Genomic DNA, 18,318 nt, shown 5'->3' with positions numbered 1-18,318 from the left:
TAATAAAGAAGGTTGGGTTTATATGCTGACCTGCCTAAAAGGGTATTTAGAAAATGGCATCAGCAATTTGAGAGCAGCAATCGTGCACTGACATAAACTGATGATAGGAGAATATTTATGAAAACTATTGGTCTAATAGGTGGTATGAGCTGGGAATCCTCAGCTAAGTATTACCAGCTAATTAATCAAGAAGTAAAAAAGCAATTAGGTGGATTACATTCGGCTAAATGCATTATGTATAGCGTGGACTTCGCTGAGATTCAGCGTTATCAAGCAGAAGATGAGTGGAAGAAAGCCGGACATGTATTAGGAGATGTTGCACTGACTTTAGAAAAAGCGGGGGCAGATTTTATTATCATTTGTACCAATACTATGCACAAAGTGATTGCATATATTGAAGAAAAAATTAGCATCCCTATCCTACATATTGCGGATGCCACAGCGAATCAAATCCTTAAGTCTGATGTACGTACGATTGGGTTACTAGGCACTAAATATACAATGGAACAAGACTTTTATAAATCACGCATCGAGTCTAATGGGATCAAGGTTCTGGTGCCTAATCGTGAGGACCGTGAAGTTATTAACAGGGTGATTTTTGAAGAGTTGTGCTTAGGAGATATCCAGCAATCTTCAAGGGAGTCCTTTCAAAAAGTGATCAAGAGTTTAATAGATGATGGAGCAGAAGGAATTATCTTGGGCTGTACAGAAATTGGATTATTAATAAGACATGAAGACGCTGAAGTTCCTTTATTTGATACAACAGTTCCAATAAGGAAGCCCCCTTCCATATGATTAATAGATGGGAAGACTCAATTGCCAAGAAACACCGAATCGATCGTTAATCCATCCAAACTTTGGACTGAATGGATAGGCACCCAGAGGCATTAACACTTCTCCGCCTTGAGATAATTTCTCGAAAGCTTGATCAATTTCTTCTTCGGAGTCACATGTCACAAACAATGAAATCGACGGGGTGAATGTAAAAGCATGCTGAACATAACTGTCACTAGCCATGAACTCTTGTCCTTTAATAGAGAATATAGCGTGCATAACTGAACCTTCTTTGCCGCCTTGGTTCGCTTCGTAACGAGTAATATTAATGATTTCGGACTGATCAAATAGTGACGTATAGGTATTGATTGCTTCTTCCGCAGCCCCTTCAAACATTAAAAATGAATGAATCTTTTGTTTTGCCTGTTCCAATGTAATCGCTCCTTGAGAGTGAATTTTTTTTGTGTAAGCGCATAAAAATGAAAACACGACTATCTTTTTTCAACTCTTTCAATATTACCACCCGAATTGAAATACACGTCCATGAATTCTTCATATTTAGCAACCTTGTTTGTCAGTTCGATAGAAGCATTTCCAACAAAAGCCGACACATATACCATATCCCGAGACTTTTCGTAAACGTACCTGTATTCTATATCTGGATCGTCGTTGAAWTATATATCTTTTACATATCCGGAATCGAAGTGGTCATAGAAATCTCTTTCGATTCTTGCTTCCCCCAGATTTGCCCCTTGTAATTCAATTACCTTGCCAATCCGATCATCCGCCAATTTTTTGTCATGAAACGAATTTAACTTAATCACCACAAAACAGATCAGGATGGTTGAAACCACTTTAAGGAGAAATTTGGGGAACTTCCTCATTATCATTTCGATGCCCCCATTTTATTTTTACATAGTCTATACAAAAAAACTTCTAGTCTGTTAAGCGTAGTTTACTATTAACCTATAAATTTTCATAGTTCCAGAGTAAATTTAACACCAACCCAGAGTGACTGCACATATTTTGCCAAGCTCCATATGGTATCCAAAAGGAGTGATTTTTTATGAACTGGCAACAAAAAATCTGGCACTTAATTGGTCAGCCGATAGGTGTTTCATTTACAAATGGTCAAGGAACTTCCGGTATATTATGCAATGCTGATGGTGATCAACTTTACATCATGGAGTACTTATATCACACGCAATTTGCGATTAAGCATTATGAATATCAAACGATTCAAGACATAAATCCATTTCCACCTTGTCAGCAGCGCTTATATTAAGTAGGAGACGCTGAAATGATCATCGTTAATGACATGTTAAGGTGAATAGATAAATGGTATAAGCCATTCTGCTTTTTTCATGCCTTCATGCTACAATAAAGGCAATTGAAATGGAGGAAGTTGAATGTCTTTACCAGTACAAAAAAACGACCGAATCACGGTTCATATAGAAGATCTGACGCATGACGGAGCGGGAGTCGCCAAAGTAAATGGCTACCCGTTATTTATCGTGGGCGCACTGCCTGGAGAAATGGCAGAAGTCCATGTCCTGAAAACCTTGAAATCGTATGGCTTTGCCAAATTGATTGAAGTTATCAAACCATCTGAACACCGTGTTGCACCACCGTGCCATGTATTTGATGAATGTGGAGGCTGCCAAGTTCAGCACCTATCCTACGAGGGACAGCTTCTGTGGAAACAGCAAATGGTTAAAAATGCGATGACTAGAATCGGCAAGCTGCCAGACGTGCCTGTCCTTCCTGTAAAAGGAATGGACAACCCTTGGCGTTACCGCAACAAATCTCAAATTCCATTCGGTTTGCAAGATGGACGAGTGGTCGGTGGGTTCTATAAAACCCGTTCACATGAAATTGTCGACACGGATATCTGTATCATCCAGACCGAAGAAGCGGACGACATCCTGCGTGAACTGAAGAAAGAACTAGGCAACCTAGGCATCATGCCGTATGAAGAAAAATCTCACCAAGGGATGCTGCGACATGTTGTTGTGCGCAAAGGCCGTGCAACTGGTGAAATCATGGTCGTGCTCATTACGAAGAAAAAGAAATTCAAGGAAAAAGACGAAGCAGTGGCCGTTATCCAACGTATCTTGCCACAAGTCACTTCCATCGTTCAAAACGTAAACGAAGAAAAAACAAACGTTATCTTCGGCGACAAGACCATCACACTTTGGGGCAAAGACGCCATTGAAGATTTGATCGGTGATGTGCGTTTTGAAATTTCAGCTCGATCATTCTACCAAGTGAATCCAGAACAAACCGAAGTGTTGTACCAACAAGCACTGGACTACGCTCAACTAACAGGTGGAGAAACCGTCATTGATGCCTACTGCGGCATCGGCACCATTTCTTTGTTCCTCGCTAAAAAAGCGAAACAAGTACTGGGTGTGGAAATCGTTCCACAAGCCATCGAGGACGCTAAGCGAAACGCTGAAATCAATGGCTTCACGAACACTTATTTCGAAGCTGGCCCAGCAGAAGTCGTCATCCCAAAATGGTATAAAGAAGGAAAAACTGCCGATGTACTAGTAGTCGATCCTCCACGTAAAGGATGCGACGAAGCATTATTGCAGACGATTTTGGAACAAAAGCCGAAACGTGTTGTTTATGTATCATGTAATCCAGGTACCTTGGCAAGAGATTTACGCATATTAGAAGATGGTGGATATGTTACGCAAGAAGTACAACCAGTCGATATGTTCCCACAGACGACACATTGTGAAGCGGTGGCTTGGTTGGAGTTAGTATAATATATAGAAGAACGTATTTCCCATCGAGGATACGTTCCTTTTTTCATTTGGATTTATATTTTTTGACCGAGAGTTTGAAGTTGTATCCATAGTGAGAGGATTTGAGTTCGAAATGATAGATAATTTTTGGCGTGATTTACCACGACCATTTTTTGTACTTGCACCAATGGAAGATGTGACAGATGTTGTTTTTCGTCACGTAGTAAGTGAAGCCGGTCGACCGGATGTATTTTTCACAGAGTTTACAAACTCGGATAGCTATTGTCATCCAGAGGGCATGAAAAGTGTGCGTGGCCGTTTGACTTTTACAGAAGATGAACAGCCATTGGTGGCACATATTTGGGGGGATAATCCCGAATATTTCCGTCAAATGAGTATTGGCATGGCAGAGCTAGGATTTAAAGGCATTGATATTAATATGGGCTGCCCTGTACCTAATGTGGCATCGAGAGGGAAGGGTAGTGGCCTTATTCTGCGTCCAGACGTTGCGGCAGAACTTATTCAAGCAGCAAAAGCGGGCGGACTGCCTGTCAGCGTGAAAACACGACTTGGCTATGAGGATGTAAATGAGTGGGAGGAGTGGCTAACGCACATTTTAAAACAGGATATTGCGAACCTTTCTATTCATTTACGTACAAGAAAGGAAATGAGCCAAGTAGATGCGCATTGGGAGCTAATTCCGGAAATCAAAAAATTACGTGACCGTATCGCACCAAATACGCTGCTAACAATCAATGGAGACATTCCTGACCGTCAAACTGGGATGCAGCTTGCTGAACAATATGGTATTGATGGCGTTATGATCGGGCGAGGTATTTTTAAAAATCCTTTTGCTTTTGAAAAAGAGCCAAAAGAGCATAGCAGTAAAGAATACCTTGATCTTTTAAGACTGCAGCTTGATCTTCAAGATCAATATGCGGAAGCACTGCCACGTTCAATCACAGGGCTTCATCGTTTTTTCAAAATTTATGTCAAAGGATTCCGTGGAGCTGGTGAATTAAGAAATCAATTGATGAACACGAAATCAACAGATGAAGTGCGTACATTGCTTGATAACTTTGTAAAAGAATGTTGATGTTAAACAATAGCAGATGGCAACGAGAATCTATAAAAGATTCTCGCTGTTCCGTCTGCTTTTATTTCTAACCTTTCGATTAGGCGGTGCAATAACTCTGGTGTTAAACTATCCAACTTTGTAATGTGAGCAAGCTGTTTCTGAATTATTATCACTTGCTTATGGTTTGAGGAATTATTAAGTTTCTTTTCTAATTCCAATTTAGTGTGACCAAGTTGCTGCAAAATCGACTCATTTTGCTGTATTACCTCTCTATAGTCTTGCTGGGTAATTATTTCGCTGGCACGTAGTTGAATGAAATTTGTTTTCTGTTTTTTTATAGTGCTTATTTATAGTGTTTATTTGCAAGTAAAAGGAATGGCTTATGGAAAAACAATTAGACATTAAATTTAAAAATCCTTAGTAAATTTGACAATGATTATCAATTTCATTTAACATGAATTAGTTACATTAAATTGACATGATTTTTGTTTTTTAAAAAAATCTACTTTTTTATTTCTTAATGTATTAGATTTCTATTAAGATATCACTTTCAAGAACTATCAAAGGGGTAAAATATAAATGAACTGGAAAAAAAGCGGATTATGGATTATTATTTTTTTCACTGTAAAAGGTACGCTTTCTACACTATTAATTGTTACAGGTGCTAAATATTTTAATTTATCATATATGCAAATTTTAGTACTAGTACTGGTCTTGTTACTGATTTCTCTAACAGGTCGTAAATTCCTTCATAGACGTAAACAAACCAGTAAAGCAAAAATGTAAAACGGAGTGCCAAAGAATTGGCGCTCCGTTTTTGTTATATATTTAGCATATGCTTCTACTTGTTGTGGAGGGACCAAAGATGGTGGTGGTGAAGTTGGTGCTCCTGCATCTGGTCATTTACCTATCAACTTGTACTCACATACATGTGTATTTTAGCTATAAAAGATTTACTTACCCTTATGGTGTCATATAAGTATTGATCTGCATATGGTAYACCAAGTAATTGCCAAGTGATTATAGAGGCGAAGTCCTTTCTTCTAATGGATGAGATCGAATTGTTACGAATCAAAAAGATATGAATTATGGAATCGTATCATACATTTATGGAGCCTAACTTTTTTTTTACACATAACAATAATTTTATAGGGAGTGGTTTGGGCTGGTATGCTCATTGTGGTAGGGCCATATACGAACAAGTAAATTTCGGTTTGCAGGATTTAAGGTGAAGGTTTGATTGTTCGGTAATAATATCGGGGCATAAGATATTACTTAATAAATACTAATAAACAGTAGCTAGAATTCTTTTAGAACGTAGGAAAATGATGATTATAGGTATTATGTAAAGGAGCATGTTATGAATAATTATTACGATTGGACGGATATGAATCCTCCGAATGTAGTTTCGTTTGCTCGTGGAGATGTAACTGGGGATAGAGTACCTGATAATGTCTATTTAACCGGCATAATGACTCCAGATAGTCCATTTATTCAAAATATCACCCTGCTCGTTCAAGATGGAAGATCCGGAGAGTTAAGAAGTGTCTCACTTCGTGAAAATGCAGGCTACAATCCTACTGTATTCTTGGGGGATTTTACTGGGAATGGAGTAGATGATATTTTCATAAGTATTGCTACAGGTGGTAGTGGTGGAATTATGTACCATTATATTTATTCCTTTGTGGATAATACAGCACAATTATTATTTGATTTTAATGTATATAATGAGCAGTACCAATATGAGGTTACTTATCAAGATTATTACAAAGTGGAAGTTGTTAGCATGATAAATAATAAAAAGTACATTATAGACATCTCAACAAAAGGCAGCGAGTATTTAAATGAAATATATGATGAAAATGGCAAACTGAAGAGTCCTATTACTGGATTTGTAAATCCTCTTAGTGGTTTATATCCTGTAGATTTTGATTTAAATAAACGGTATGAGCTATTGGCCTATCAGAAAATTACTGGAAGATATAATGCTGATTCTTTAGGGTTTGTTTTGAATACTTTAGCATGGTTGGATAATAGGTTTGTTTTGCAAAATCAGTATGTTGCTATTTTGGGATATTAGGATATCAAATTTAAAACCTCATTTAGATACACCACGGGGAACCTTACCACAAATAAGTGCGGTTTTAAATTAAATTAAATAAAAAACTAAGGCTGATTTTCTTTACTAAAAGAAAATCGGCCTTTATAAATCATATACAGATTTTTTCATGTACTTTTATTACTGTGTAGTTAATCCACCATTTTATTTAACAATCTAGGCGCATAGATCTAATAGATCAAGCGTCTTTTTTTTGTGTCAGATTGTATTATTCTACGGACTGTTCTTGCGAGAATATATGATAACGTTAATCAAATGAATTTCATATTTATGAAATTATTTCATAATAGATTGAATTTTACTCTGATATATATTATATTATTCACGAATATGAAATTTGGGGTGAAGAGATGAATATAGGWATGGAAATAAAGAAATTGAGGRCTGAAAAAGGAATTACTTTGAAAGAGTTAAGTGAAAAAAGCGAACTATCTGTTGGATTTCTGTCTCAATTAGAAAGAGGGCTTACTACCATAGCTGTGGATTCACTTGAAAAACTAGCTGATATTTTGGAAGTACATTTAACACATTTTTTTGATTATCCACTTAAAAGGAAAGATATGGTTTTAAGAAGTTATGAACAAAAAATAATGGATTCAGTAGAAGGTGGTTTTATTAAGTATAGTTTAAGTACAAATTTGGAAAATAAACAACTTGTTCCAAGGCTTATAGAAATTCTTCCTCAAAAGAAAGATGAAGAAATATTATCCTATAAGCATGAGGGAGAAGAGTTCATTTATGTTTTAGAGGGTATATTAACAGTTTACATAAATGGTGAGAGGCATGAAGTATATCCTGGTGACAGTGTTCATATGGACTCAAATATTGCCCACAATTGGGCTAATTATACTAATAAAATGGTCAAGCTTATAGCTGTTAATACGCCTAATTATATCTACAATAGAGGATTTGATAATACAGATGCTTACTAGTAAAGACATTATATAAAGTTAATAGAAAGTGGTAATTACAATGGATAAATTAATATTATATCTAATTGGTTCTTTTTTTGTAATCGGAGCTATTGATTATATTACCGGAAATCATTTGAAACTAGGTGGGAAATTTGAGGAAGGCATAAAGACCATGGGGGCTTTAGGGCTTGGCATGATAGGAATAATTTCATTAGTCCCTATATTTACAAATTTTTTATCTGTTGTGATTATTCCAATCTGTAGATTTTTTCATCTAGATCCCTCTATAGTTCCAGCAGCATTTTTAGCTGTAGATATGGGGGGCTATCAAATGGCTAATAAGCTAGCATTGACAGAGGAAATGGGGGCATTCTCAGGAATTATCATTGCATCTACTTTAGGAGCCACAATTAGTTTTACAATACCTGTCGCGTTAGGGAWGCTTTCTAAAGAGGATGAAAAATACTTTTCTAAGGGTGTGTTGGTTGGAATTATTACTATACCAATAGGATGTCTTGCAGCAGGCTTATGGCAAAAAATAGATATCAATATATTAGTATGGAATCTGGTACCTATATTTGTTTTTGCCATTATTTTAGGGGCAGGATTATTAAAAGTTCCTCATGTTTTTATAAAAGTTTTTAATGTATTTGGAAAGCTTATAGTGAGTTTGAGTACTGTTGGGTTACTTTTACAAGGTATAGAAGTGATATTTGATGTAAGGCTTGTATCAGGATTAGCACCACTATCTGAATCTACTGTTATAGTAGCCAAGATCGCAYTTGTTTTAGGTGGAGCATATCCTATGCTAGCGCTTATTAATCGAATTTTTAAAAATAGTTTTGAAAAAATAGGGGAGAAATTTGGAATTAATTCAGTGTCAGTAGCAGGCATTCTAGGAAGTTTAGCTAGTAATCTGCTGATATTTGGAACATATAAGGAAATGAATCCTAAAGGAAAAGTGGTATGTACTGCCTTTGGAGTAAGTGGAGCATTTGTATTTGGTGGCCAACTTGGATTTGTGTCAGGAGTAGCACCAGATATGATAGGAGCATTTATAATATCAAAGCTTACAGCCGGAATAATTAGTATAGTACTAGCCGCATGGCTGTATGACCGTGAAAGTAAAGAATTTAGTCTTAAGGAAAATGGAGGTATTAGTAATGAATATCAGAGATAGGGTCGAAAAGTTAAGGCAGCTAATGAAAGAAAATCAAATGGATGCTTATATAATTCCCAGTTTTGATGCACATCAGAGTGAATATGTAGCAGAACATTGGAAATGTAGACAATGGATATCGGGATTTACAGGGTCAGCAGGTACTGTAGTTATTACATTAGAGGATGCTGGGTTATGGACAGATGGTAGATACTATATTCAAGCTGAAGAGCAGCTTGAGGGTTCAGGAATCAGATTATTTAGAATGATGGATCCAGGGGTACCATTTTATTCAGAATGGCTAACAGATGTTCTTAATGAAGGAGGCATTGTGGGCTTTGATGGAAATGTTTTTTCAATTAATATGGTTAAAAAGATGGAAAAAGATCTAAAAGCAAAGAGAATCGCATTAAAAATGGATCAAGATTTAATTGGTGATCTGTGGGAAGATAGACCGGAGATTCCTAAAGGACCAATGTTTACTCATGACATAAAATATGCWGGCAAATCACGAGTAGAAAAATTAAGTGAAGTAAGAGAAGAAATGAAAAATAAGGGAGCAAATTATTATATTTTAACTTCCCTTGATGACATTGCATGGCTTTTAAATATAAGAGGAGCCGATGTGCCTAACAATCCAATTGTAATAGCTAATGTAATCGTAGCAGAACATAAATGTTATTTATTTATTGATTCTTGCAAGGTTCCCGCTTTGGTTAAATTAGAACTGGAGGCTGAAGGAATCGAGTTAAAAGCGAATCATGAAATACAAACATTCTTGAGAAATCTTTCAGACGGAGATGCCGTTATTTTAGATACGAATAAAACAAATATCAGTTTATATAATGCCATTAACAGTAATACAAAGAAAATTGAAATTCCTAACATCACGACTAATTTAAAAGCTATTAAAAATGAAGTTGAGATAAAAAATTTAAAATGGTGTGAAATAAAAGATGGTTTAGCCATGGTGAAATTTATAAAATGGCTAAAAAACTCTGTAGATAAAGAAGAAATTACAGAGATTACTGCAGAAGAAAGATTAGAAGATTTCAGAAGGGGGCAGGAAGGATTTGTTGGACCTAGCTTTGATACGATAGCGGGTTATAAAGAACATGCTGCGATGATGCATTATAAAGCCAATAAAGAAACCCAATATACTCTTAAGAATGAAGGTCTTTTTTTAATTGATTCAGGCGGACAGTATTATGATGGAACAACAGATATTACAAGAACGATTGTTTTAGGAAAACTTACCGATGAACAAAAAAGAGATTTTACTTTGGTGTTAAAAGGATTTATTGCATTAAGCTCAGTAAAATATTTATACGGAGCAACAGGCTCTAACTTAGATGTTTTAGCAAGACAACCAATTTGGCAGTATGGTTTGGACTATAAATGCGGGACTGGACATGGGGTAGGTTTTTTCTTGAATGTTCATGAAGGACCACAAAGCATAAGGAATGATAATAATAATGTTATATTAGAAAAAGGCATGATTATTACGAATGAACCCGGAATTTACCTCGAAGGTAAATATGGAATTAGAATTGAAAATATGATGTTAGTAGTTGAAGACGAGAAAACAGAGTTTGGTCAATTTATGAAGTTTGAAACAATCACGTATTGCCCAATTGATTTAGCCGGTATCAATAAAGATATGTTAACAGAGAGTGAAAAGCAATGGTTAAATAATTATCATCAAGAGGTATACACAAAGCTAGCTCCTTATTTAAATGAAGAAGAGAGAGTATGGCTAAGGGAAGAAACTAGGGAAGTATAAATAGGTATTGCCGAATACAAGTAATATTTATCACCTTAAAGTATAAAATCAATGAAATTCACTAACCTTGCAGATTCATTTAAAGTACAAGTAGAAATTACAAAAGAGACATATGGCTTAAATGGAATTCTAGGTGTTTACTTTATGATTAAGTTGGATCTAATCATTGATTTTAGAGAAAAAGCAGCGATTCGAAAATAAAAAAAAATTCATATAGATGTGCCACGAAGAAGCGTATCATAATGTTATTCAATAATATGGCACTGTAATGGAGCAATGAAAAATAAGCCTAATTTCTCAGCGTTAAAATGAGAAATTAGGCTTTTTAATATTGAATTTTCCTTAACCATAGTAGGCTTCCGATTAAAAGGGGAAAAGTTCCATTCTCTCGAATAAAGCAAGAGTTAGTGCAGCGAATAATTAACCCCCTCAATGAAATTATTTAATGAAAAGGGCGGCACCAAGACCATTTACTTATTTATATTTACTTTCTCTTATTATCATATTAATCAAGGATTTACATCAATCATCTAAACTTATAAGAGTAATAGATTTTATAAGGAGATGAGCAATATGAAGAGGAAAAATTTTATATTAGCAACAATGGCTACCCTTATGGTGTGTTCAGCGGCAAGCCAAGTGTCAGTTCAACCAGCCTCAGCCGCTATAAACCCGTCTTGGTCACACAACTCGAAGAGCTTTGGTCCCAAAGAGTTTGATCTTCAGGCGCACCGCGGCGGACTTGGGCTCACCGTTGAGTCCACAATTGCATCGTTTTCCAAGGCCCTCGAGCTCGGGGTGAGTACACTCGAACTTGACGTGCAGATTACCGAAGACCATCAAGCAGTTATTACTCACGACCGTAAGATATCGGGTGCCAAGTGTAAAGACAAAGGCCCGGCATTTGCTGGCGACCCCGAGTACCCTTATGTTGGCAAGTATATAAAGGATCTAACTCTTGCTCAGGTACGTACGCTGGACTGCGGTTCACAAATGTTGCCGCAATACCCAGGTCAGGCCCTGAGCACTGGTGCACAGATACCACTTCTATCCGAGGTTTTCGATCTTGTCAAGCTCTACAACGCTAATAATGTCTGGATGAATATCGAGACGAAGGTGGAAGCCGGGGCACCGGAGCAAACAGCTCCACGTGAAGAATTCGTGCAGATTGTTGCCCAAGAGGTTCGCGAAGCCGGAATGCTTAACCGAGTTTCAATCCAAAGCTTCGATTGGGGTGCGCTCATGCGAATGAAAGAGGTTGAACCTCGCTTGCCCCTAATCGCACTGACTAACGGTCCTCAATTCCTGCAACCAGGTCAGCCGGGTGCATCTCCTTGGTTGGGTGGTATTGACATAGACGACTTTGGGGGAGACCTCGTTGCGGCGGCCCACTCGTTCGGCGTTGACGCCATTTCACCAGTTCATGGTTTCCCGCAGAATGGAAAAGTCACTGATGAGAGCTATGTGCCATATGTGACAAAGAGTATGGTTCAGGATGCGCACAAGTACGGCATGAAGGTCATTCCGTGGACAGTCGACGACGAGCCTACTATGGACAAGCTTATCGATGATGGCGTAGATGGAATCATCACTGACTACCCAGACCGCCTACGTGTGGTCATGGAGCAGCATAATCTTAAACTACCTAAGAGTTATTCTGCTCGCAAAGAGTAATGGAAATGAAAAATTTTTATATAGTTGAAAAAGGAACCTGGACTATAGATAGAGAATACTTACATGATAGAAACTCCTTTTATCAAGGTGGAAGAATGTCCATTTGCCTTTGGTGAAAGACAATGTATGTAACAATTAATAGGAGGTAATTATGGGGAGATTAGTTCATTTCGAAATTCATGTGAATGACATGGAACAAGCAAAGAAATTTTATGGAGAGGTATTTGGATGGTCATTTCAAGATTATAGTGAATATGCAGGAATGCCTTACTTTGGAGCTGTGACTGGTGATGAAAAGGAACCTGGAATCAATGGCGCTTTAATGCAACGTCAAAGTGCTCCGCCGGAAACAAACCAAGCTTTAAATGGATTTGCTTGTACAATGGGAGTGGAAAATTACGATTTAACGGAAGCAAAAATTATTGAGAATGGCGGCAAGGTCGCAATGCCCAAATATGCTCTGCCTGGAATGGCATGGCAAGGATACTATAATGATACCGAAGGCAATATATTCGGAATTCATCAGCCCGATGTGAATGCAAAATAGAATCTTTAACCCTATGGCATTTACATGAAAAGACAGCTTCTCCGGATTAAAGGAGAAGCTGTCTTTTTTGCACTAATGATAGGGATGATGATAATCGTATTCTAATACAGAAGAGATGCCGCAGAAGAGGATAACTTCTTGTTCCACTTCACACTTAGAAAACTAGGATCGTCACAAAACCTCAATAATAGAATGAATACTAGAAGATAAACTCGACTCTAGCAGTTCGTTCTAATCCGATGCTACTAAAGAGCCTCCTTGATCACCTTCTTGGAATACAGAACTGACAATAGTCCAAAGATCGAATACAAAGCTGTGTAAATCCCCATGACGATAAACATCGGAGCCCATAGCTCGGTCCCGAACAGGAACCAGCCTGATTGGACCGCAAAGTAGCTGTGTGCGAGTCCCACGATTAAAGGAATGCCGAAATTGAACAGCTGTTTATAGCGGATTCCTTTCAGCAAATCGCTTTGTGTAAAACCAAGCTTTCGCAGAATGGTGTAGTTCGGTTTTTCTTCATCACTCTCGCCCATCTGCTTGAAGTACAGGATACAGCCGGAAGTGATTAGGAAAGTGAGCCCGAGGAATCCAACAATGAACATGGCTAGGCCCATCGTATTCTTCTGCTTCTTGCTTATATCCAGGCGGGAATCGTTGTTATAGTTGCCACTTAATCCGTTTTCTGCAAACAGTTCATTCGCACGAACGATTTCCTTTTCATCGGCTATGTCGATGCCGATATAAACCATGGATTCTTTTTGAATAGCGGGATCCACATCATTTTTCAATCGCTCGAACACAGTTTTGTCGACGACAGCGATTGGAAGTCCACCATCCGTGAAGTACCAGGAGACGACGAAGTCCTTCTCCATCCCTATGAACTTCTGTGGTATACGTTCTGTTTTGCCAATCAGCTCAATGTTTCCTGAGTCTTTAATTTTGATGATTTTCTGGAGCAAATTGCTGGTCCCAGTGAAGACCGTTTCATCCTCCTTGACATCAATGCTTTTGACACTGCTGTCGCTGACGACAGGAAGCGACATGGCAGCTGCATCCTTCGCAAGCTCCGGCAGTTCTGTTTCCATAATGTCTGAGGCATTGATTTTCACAGTGAGGACGTCGATCAAAGTTTCACGGTACTTGATGCCCTCTGTCTCAAGTGAATACTTGAATTTATCAGCGGCAGCTGTATCCGTCAGTGAAAAGTGAGCGGGGGAATAATCCGTTGCCGTCTTTTCTGCTGAATAATAAGAGATATAGCTTAAGCACAGCAAGCCAATTGCCAGTGCCGATACTGCCGTGATAATCGTCAGCAGCAGTGCGTTTGATTTCAGCCTAAACTGGATGGAGGACAGTGACAGCACTTCATGGACGGTTAAATGACCATCTTTTTTCTTTCGGATCAAATTGGCAAGGAAACTGACCGACCCTTTATAGAACAAGTATGTCCCGATAATGACTGAAGCGAGTGTGTATGCCATGGCAATGAAAAGCCCAGTCATCCCCGAGAAATCGCCTTCGAACAATCTGGATGATACGAAGTATCCTGAACCGATTAAAAACAATCCTGCAATGCCAATGGTGATTTCCCATTTGGATGTTTTCTTCACATGGCTTTCTGTGGAGGAAGTCAAAGTGAATAAGGATAATATGCTTTGCTTTCGGATGAACAAATAATTCATCACCAAAATCAATAAAAAGATCCCGATGAAAACAGCCAGTGTCTGGATGAATGCCTGTGTTGAAAACTGGAGGGTGGCCGCAGTATCCACTGCCGTCAGTTTAAATAGAATCATCAAAGCCAATTTAGAGAATGAAAACCCGATAAAAATCCCCAATACGATCGAGCTAAAATAAAGGATGAGATTCTCGATGCTTAGGATGCGGAATATTTTCGCTTTGGTCATGCCGATTAGTTGGAACAAGCCGATTTCCCGGCTGCGCCGTTTGATGAAAATCGTATTGGCATACAGCACGAATATTGTAACAATCGCCACGAGCAGGATGGAGGCTACACGGATGGAAGCCCCGCCTTTGATTGTGCCTTTCGTTGCATCCATCGCCGGATCGTATTGCAGGGTGACGAATGAGAAATACAGTGCGACACTGAATACGAGTGCAAATACATATAGATAATAATTTTTGAGATTCTTTTTCAGGTTGCGGAAGATGATGATGTTAATGTTCATTCTGAACTCCTCCAAGCACACCCTGCGTTTTGATGATATCTTCGAAGAACGTCTTTCTGGATTGATTCCCTTTATGCAGTTGCGTATACACTTGGCCGTCTTTGATGAAAATCACCCGGCTGCAGAAACTGGCAGCGGTAGGGTCATGTGTCACCATGGCAATAGTTGACTGTCTCTGCCTGTTCAATTCACTCAGTTTGTTCAGCAAGTCTGAAGCGGATTTTGAGTCAAGAGCGCCGGTCGGCTCATCCGCGAAAATAATGCTTGGTTCATGGATGAATGCCCGTGCTGCGGAAGTCCGCTGCTTTTGGCCGCCTGATATTTCGTTCGGATATTTATGCGCAATCTCCAGAATGCCGAGCCCACTAGCCAATGCCGTAAACTTGTCTTCGGCTTCCTTTTTCGGCAATTTGGTGATTGATAGCGGTAGTAGGATATTTTCCTTTACCGTCAGAGTGTCAAGCAGGTTGTATTCCTGGAAGATGAAACCGAGATGGTTTTTGCGGAACTCGGCCAGCTGTTTCTCCTTCATTCGGTTCATTTCACTGCCATTGATCTGGATGGTACCTTCGCTTACATGGTCGATAGTGGAAAGAACATTCAGCAAAGTCGTCTTGCCGGACCCGGATGCGCCCATGATGCTGACGAATTCTCCCTTCTGGATACTGATGTCTATGCCTTTCAGTACTTCCTGTCTATTTAACTTGCTGCCGTAGCTCTTACGGATTTTTCTTGCTTCCAATATGTTCATATGTCCATACTCCTTTTGTTTTGTTGGGATGAGTTAATTATAAAAAGGAATGACATGTTAATCCTGCGATTGGCCGAACAAAAAACAAAAGCATGTGACACTTTTGTCACATGCCCTGTAAGTTCACAAATTCATTTTGTCTTGGGAATGATAAAGTGGCAGTCGTCCCTTGGCCAATCTGAGACTCCACATCAATTTTGATGAGAAGGGGGGCAGCTGCTTTTTTCGCCAAATAGAGGCCGATGCCGGTCGAGGCCTGTTCCCGGTGATTGGTCGTTGAAGTGAACCCTTTGTCAAAGATTCTTGGAAGGTCTTTCGGATCGATTCCTCTTCCTTGGTCCACTATATCCAGGAAGGTCTGGCCGTCTTGACTGTAGCTTCGAATCTGGATGTCGCTTGCCTCACTATATTTGATAGCATTGGTCAACAGCTGTCGGATGATGAAGGACAGCCACTTAGCATCACTCAGTACGTCGGTTATGTCGAGCTGTATGTCAAAGCCAATGCCTTTTTGTATGCACCATGATTGCACGGTTTTGATTTCAGTGAAAACAATCGATTCAATATTGATTTGTTCGATATAAAGGTCGTTCTCGATGACCATCAGACGTTTTTGGTGGAGTTGCTGGTCCAAAAGTAAGTGAATCCGAAGCCATTCTTGGTTCAGCTGGGCTTTCAGCGATTCATTTTCGACGCGTCCAATCATCAATTGCATGGCGGTCAAAGGAGTTTTGACTTCATGAATCCAGGATAGAAGATCGTCTTTCTCCTGCTCCAAATGGATGCGGTTTTCTGACAGCTCTGCTTTCAGCAGCGCAGTTTGCTCCGTGATGCTGCGCTCGACAATTGTTTCAAAAGGGCTAACAGGTTCGGCAACTTCCGAAAGGTCGAGGCTGCTTTCCCAATCTTCCAGGCTTCGGTAAAATCTCGTTTCTTTAATATAACGGAAGCACAAAAAGACGACAAAAAGTAGGAAGGACAAGAAAGAAATATAGAGTATGGGGCCGAATGGGATCGCCGCATCAATATAGGCAATGAACAGGCCGAAAACTTGCAATGCAGCGAACAGGAGAATCCAGCTGACTCGTTCGGTCAGGAAGTTACGAATCATAATTCTTTGCCTCTTCAAGCGCCATATATCCCTGTCCGACTTTCGTTAGTATGTATTGTCCGAGTCCTAGCTCATCAAGGCGCTTGCGCAGCCGGTTGACATTGACCGTCAGCGTATTGTCGCTGATGAAGCGCTTGTCGTCCCAAAGGCTGTTCATCAACTGGTCCCTGGTGACGATTTTATTCTTCTGCTCTATGAGGAGCTGAAGGATGAAGCTTTCATTCTTGGTCAGTTCAATTGATCCTATATCATTCGAAACCGTATTCTTTTCAAAATCAACCGCGGCACCGCACCAAGTCCTCAGGCTTACAGGATCAGAACTATAGTTGTAAGCACGGCGAAGAATCGCCTGGATCTTCGCAATAAGAACCTCAAAATGGAAAGGCTTCTGGATAAAGTCATCAGCCCCAAGCTGCATTGACATGACCATGTCTGTGGGATGGTCACGGGAGGACAGGAAGATGATTGGCACATTCGAATGCGACCGTATCATCCGGCACCAATGAAAGCCATCAAATTTGGGCAGCTGGATATCAATAATGACCAGATCAGGCTTAACGGATATAAACTCATCCATGACATTGTTGAAATCATGGATTCCGAAAACTTCGTAAGACCACTGCGAGAGCCTGTCCTGTATTTCATCAAACAAGGAAGCATCATCTTCAATTAACAACAATTTGAACAAAAAAATCACCACACAGCCGTTTAGTATTACTTAAATTGTATAGCAATTTCTGTCAGTTTGCTAATTGAAATTAACAGCAAGCAAACGAAAAACACTGCCCGGGGGCAGTGCTAATATACGTTCATTAATTTATTGATCTTGTTTTTGAAGCCCTCCGTCATCAAGGAATCTAATACGCCCGATTTTTCCTTCTTCAGGACAAATGGCATCTCCAGTAATTTTAAATTCCATGGATTTCTCACCTTTTTTGGTGTACTCAACCAGCACGGTAAAATCGTAAGTTAGAGGTGTATTCGGGTTTTTGCTTTTTATCACCTGAATGTCGAGGACCTTTATTTCATAAGAATAATCTTCCCCCATGTGGTGAGGATGCAACGCAAGGGATCTAATGTAGAAATCATACTCGCTATCCGTGAAATATGGTCCATACGCCTTTTTAAAGAAATCCATATAAGCCTCCCGTTCAGGAGTGCCTTCTGTTGGGTCCGAAGTATAGACCGTTCCTTCTGCATCATTTTCGTAAATCTCATCATATTTTTTGGAAAGGTTTTCCCATGATTTTATATATTCCTCATTCGGAACCGTATAATCATGTTCAATTACAGCCGTGATCGCAGCTATGTTTTTTTCATCGTTCAACACAACGTCATCCGCGCCTTGATTTTCAACTTTTTCATCGGTCGACACAACTGTAGTTTCACCTTGAACTTCAGTTTTTTCCTTCGTACAGCCAGTCATCAGCAAGCAAGCAATTAGCATGAAGCCACTTATGCAC

At 39.2% G+C, this 18,318-nt stretch carries 19 protein-coding genes and 1 pseudogene; 12 read left to right on the top strand and 8 right to left on the bottom strand.

Annotation, left to right across the window (positions count from 1 at the left end):
- Positions 1-117 precede the first annotated feature (117 nt).
- Positions 118-795 carry an aspartate/glutamate racemase family protein gene (locus AC1DSB_RS04275; protein WP_477585860.1) on the top strand — a complete coding sequence of 226 codons (678 nt, stop codon included), beginning with the start codon at positions 118-120 and terminating at the stop codon, positions 793-795.
- Here AC1DSB_RS04275 and AC1DSB_RS04270 read toward each other — a convergent pair whose 3' ends face one another.
- The gene (locus AC1DSB_RS04270; RefSeq protein WP_477531548.1) at positions 796-1,206 is read right to left on the bottom strand and encodes a VOC family protein; all 411 of its coding nucleotides are present in this window, start codon (positions 1,204-1,206) and stop codon (positions 796-798) included. It abuts the gene before it with no gap.
- Between the two features lie 59 nt (positions 1,207-1,265).
- Positions 1,266-1,664 (bottom strand): hypothetical protein, encoded by a 399-nt coding sequence (locus AC1DSB_RS04265; protein WP_477585858.1) that lies wholly within the window; start codon positions 1,662-1,664, stop codon positions 1,266-1,268.
- Positions 1,665-1,840: 176 nt separating this feature from the next.
- On the opposite strand from AC1DSB_RS04265, the gene AC1DSB_RS04260 reads away from it, so the two are divergent.
- The 4 genes from AC1DSB_RS04260 to AC1DSB_RS04245 all read left to right on the top strand — a co-directional run bounded on the left by AC1DSB_RS04260 (position 1,841) and on the right by AC1DSB_RS04245 (position 5,391).
- Positions 1,841-2,059, top strand: a complete 219-nt coding sequence (locus tag AC1DSB_RS04260; RefSeq protein ID WP_016429389.1) for a hypothetical protein — start codon at positions 1,841-1,843, stop codon at positions 2,057-2,059.
- Positions 2,060-2,183: 124 nt separating this feature from the next.
- Positions 2,184-3,548: a 23S rRNA (uracil(1939)-C(5))-methyltransferase RlmD gene (gene rlmD / locus AC1DSB_RS04255; RefSeq protein ID WP_342542951.1), complete on the top strand. Its 1,365-nt coding sequence runs from the start codon at positions 2,184-2,186 to the stop codon at positions 3,546-3,548.
- A gap of 112 nt (positions 3,549-3,660) precedes the next feature.
- The gene (locus AC1DSB_RS04250; RefSeq protein WP_477531550.1) at positions 3,661-4,623 is read left to right on the top strand and encodes a tRNA dihydrouridine synthase; all 963 of its coding nucleotides are present in this window, start codon (positions 3,661-3,663) and stop codon (positions 4,621-4,623) included.
- A gap of 561 nt (positions 4,624-5,184) precedes the next feature.
- Positions 5,185-5,391, top strand: a complete 207-nt coding sequence (locus AC1DSB_RS04245; protein WP_016429386.1) for a hypothetical protein — start codon at positions 5,185-5,187, stop codon at positions 5,389-5,391.
- Positions 5,392-5,669: 278 nt separating this feature from the next.
- Here the strand turns inward: AC1DSB_RS04245 and AC1DSB_RS04240 are convergent.
- Positions 5,670-5,862, bottom strand: a pseudogene (locus AC1DSB_RS04240) (hypothetical protein); the annotation flags it as partial.
- A gap of 103 nt (positions 5,863-5,965) precedes the next feature.
- Here AC1DSB_RS04240 and AC1DSB_RS04235 point away from each other — a divergent pair.
- The 7 genes from AC1DSB_RS04235 (at position 5,966) to AC1DSB_RS04205 (ending at position 12,801) form a co-directional block, all read left to right on the top strand.
- Positions 5,966-6,685, top strand: coding sequence for a VCBS repeat-containing protein (locus tag AC1DSB_RS04235; RefSeq protein ID WP_477531551.1), 720 nt, complete (start codon positions 5,966-5,968; stop codon positions 6,683-6,685).
- A 401-nt stretch (positions 6,686-7,086) separates the two neighbouring features.
- The gene (locus AC1DSB_RS04230) at positions 7,087-7,656 is read left to right on the top strand and encodes a helix-turn-helix domain-containing protein (protein ID WP_477585856.1); all 570 of its coding nucleotides are present in this window, start codon (positions 7,087-7,089) and stop codon (positions 7,654-7,656) included.
- A gap of 40 nt (positions 7,657-7,696) precedes the next feature.
- Positions 7,697-8,818, top strand: coding sequence for an ethanolamine utilization protein EutH (gene eutH / locus AC1DSB_RS04225; protein WP_477585854.1), 1,122 nt, complete (start codon positions 7,697-7,699; stop codon positions 8,816-8,818).
- Positions 8,802-10,580 (top strand): aminopeptidase P family protein, encoded by a 1,779-nt coding sequence (locus AC1DSB_RS04220; protein WP_477585852.1) that lies wholly within the window; start codon positions 8,802-8,804, stop codon positions 10,578-10,580. Before eutH ends, AC1DSB_RS04220 begins: the two co-directional genes overlap by 17 nt.
- A gap of 51 nt (positions 10,581-10,631) precedes the next feature.
- Positions 10,632-10,781 carry a hypothetical protein gene (locus AC1DSB_RS04215; protein WP_158268345.1) on the top strand — a complete coding sequence of 50 codons (150 nt, stop codon included), beginning with the start codon at positions 10,632-10,634 and terminating at the stop codon, positions 10,779-10,781.
- A 372-nt stretch (positions 10,782-11,153) separates the two neighbouring features.
- Positions 11,154-12,254, top strand: a complete 1,101-nt coding sequence (locus AC1DSB_RS04210) for a glycerophosphodiester phosphodiesterase family protein (protein ID WP_477531555.1) — start codon at positions 11,154-11,156, stop codon at positions 12,252-12,254.
- A gap of 151 nt (positions 12,255-12,405) precedes the next feature.
- On the top strand, positions 12,406-12,801 hold the full coding sequence (locus AC1DSB_RS04205) for a VOC family protein (RefSeq protein WP_477531556.1): 396 nt from the start codon (positions 12,406-12,408) through the stop codon (positions 12,799-12,801).
- 245 nt (positions 12,802-13,046) lie between these two features.
- Here the strand turns inward: AC1DSB_RS04205 and AC1DSB_RS04200 are convergent, their stop codons facing one another.
- The 5 genes from AC1DSB_RS04200 to AC1DSB_RS04180 all read right to left on the bottom strand — a co-directional run.
- The gene (locus AC1DSB_RS04200) at positions 13,047-14,993 is read right to left on the bottom strand and encodes an ABC transporter permease (RefSeq protein WP_477531557.1); all 1,947 of its coding nucleotides are present in this window, start codon (positions 14,991-14,993) and stop codon (positions 13,047-13,049) included.
- A complete protein-coding gene (locus tag AC1DSB_RS04195) occupies positions 14,983-15,744 on the bottom strand; it encodes an ABC transporter ATP-binding protein (protein ID WP_477536753.1) in 762 nt (253 codons plus the stop codon). The genes AC1DSB_RS04200 and AC1DSB_RS04195 overlap by 11 nt, the downstream gene beginning before the upstream one ends.
- Before the next feature lie 106 nt (positions 15,745-15,850).
- A complete protein-coding gene (locus AC1DSB_RS04190) occupies positions 15,851-16,855 on the bottom strand; it encodes a sensor histidine kinase (RefSeq protein WP_477585850.1) in 1,005 nt (334 codons plus the stop codon).
- Positions 16,845-17,543 (bottom strand): response regulator, encoded by a 699-nt coding sequence (locus AC1DSB_RS04185; RefSeq protein WP_477531560.1) that lies wholly within the window; start codon positions 17,541-17,543, stop codon positions 16,845-16,847. Before AC1DSB_RS04185 ends, AC1DSB_RS04190 begins: the two co-directional genes overlap by 11 nt.
- Before the next feature lie 129 nt (positions 17,544-17,672).
- Positions 17,673-18,318, bottom strand: a 646-nt coding sequence (locus AC1DSB_RS04180) for a hypothetical protein (protein ID WP_477585848.1), incomplete at its 5' end; no start/stop codon positions are given.

It is taken from the genome of Paenisporosarcina sp. P4_E4_2 (assembly GCF_056401595.1).
This window is presented reverse-complemented; position numbering and strand designations above follow the sequence as displayed.

What these genes read in the sequence shown, in the direction of transcription:
- AC1DSB_RS04245 (WP_016429386.1), top strand. Translation starts at nt 5,185, where the DNA reads ATGAACTGGAAAAAAAGCGGATTATGGATTATTATTTTTTTCACTGTA.
- AC1DSB_RS04250 (WP_477531550.1), top strand. Translation starts at nt 3,661, where the DNA reads ATGATAGATAATTTTTGGCGTGATTTACCACGACCATTTTTTGTACTT.
- AC1DSB_RS04195 (WP_477536753.1), bottom strand. Translation starts at nt 15,744, where the DNA reads ATGAACATATTGGAAGCAAGAAAAATCCGTAAGAGCTACGGCAGCAAG.
- AC1DSB_RS04260 (WP_016429389.1), top strand. Translation starts at nt 1,841, where the DNA reads ATGAACTGGCAACAAAAAATCTGGCACTTAATTGGTCAGCCGATAGGT.
- AC1DSB_RS04210 (WP_477531555.1), top strand. Translation starts at nt 11,154, where the DNA reads ATGAAGAGGAAAAATTTTATATTAGCAACAATGGCTACCCTTATGGTG.
- rlmD (WP_342542951.1), top strand. Translation starts at nt 2,184, where the DNA reads ATGTCTTTACCAGTACAAAAAAACGACCGAATCACGGTTCATATAGAA.
- AC1DSB_RS04190 (WP_477585850.1), bottom strand. Translation starts at nt 16,855, where the DNA reads ATGATTCGTAACTTCCTGACCGAACGAGTCAGCTGGATTCTCCTGTTC.
- AC1DSB_RS04235 (WP_477531551.1), top strand. Translation starts at nt 5,966, where the DNA reads ATGAATAATTATTACGATTGGACGGATATGAATCCTCCGAATGTAGTT.
- AC1DSB_RS04215 (WP_158268345.1), top strand. Translation starts at nt 10,632, where the DNA reads ATGAAATTCACTAACCTTGCAGATTCATTTAAAGTACAAGTAGAAATT.
- AC1DSB_RS04275 (WP_477585860.1), top strand. Translation starts at nt 118, where the DNA reads ATGAAAACTATTGGTCTAATAGGTGGTATGAGCTGGGAATCCTCAGCT.
- AC1DSB_RS04205 (WP_477531556.1), top strand. Translation starts at nt 12,406, where the DNA reads ATGGGGAGATTAGTTCATTTCGAAATTCATGTGAATGACATGGAACAA.
- AC1DSB_RS04200 (WP_477531557.1), bottom strand. Translation starts at nt 14,993, where the DNA reads ATGAACATTAACATCATCATCTTCCGCAACCTGAAAAAGAATCTCAAA.